Annotated in this window: 1 protein-coding gene; it reads left to right on the forward strand. The window is 55.1% G+C overall.

All coding sequences use genetic code 11. The annotated features are described in order from the left end of the window. Positions 1 to 15 precede the first annotated feature (15 nt). The coding region (mreC, locus tag M1M07_RS32520; protein ID WP_065312113.1) for a rod shape-determining protein MreC at positions 16 to 410 on the forward strand (395 nt) is incomplete at its 3' end.

Raw genomic sequence — 410 nt, forward strand, 5'->3', positions numbered from 1 at the left:
GAATACGCATAGCCTATGAAGCCAATTTTTAGCCGTGGCCCGTCGCTACAGATTCGCCTTATTCTGGCGGTGCTGGTGGCGCTCGGCGTTATCATTGCCGACAGCCGCCTGGGGACGTTCAGTCAAATCCGAACGTACATGGACACTGCCGTCAGTCCTTTCTATTTTATTTCAAACGGCCCTCGTGAACTGCTCGACAGCGTGTCGCAAACGCTGGCTTCTCGCGACCAGCTTGAGCTGGAAAATCGGGCGCTGCGCCAGGAATTACTGCTAAAAAACAGCGACCTGCTGATGCTGGGGCAGTACAAACAGGAGAACGCGCGGTTGCGCGAGCTGCTGGGGTCGCCGCTGCGTCAGGACGAGCAGAAAATGGTGACTCAGGTTATTTCAACGGTTAACGATCCTTACAG

This window comes from Rhodococcus sp. HM1 (assembly GCF_023218075.1).
Taxonomy (GTDB): Bacteria; Actinomycetota; Actinomycetes; order Mycobacteriales; family Mycobacteriaceae; genus Rhodococcus.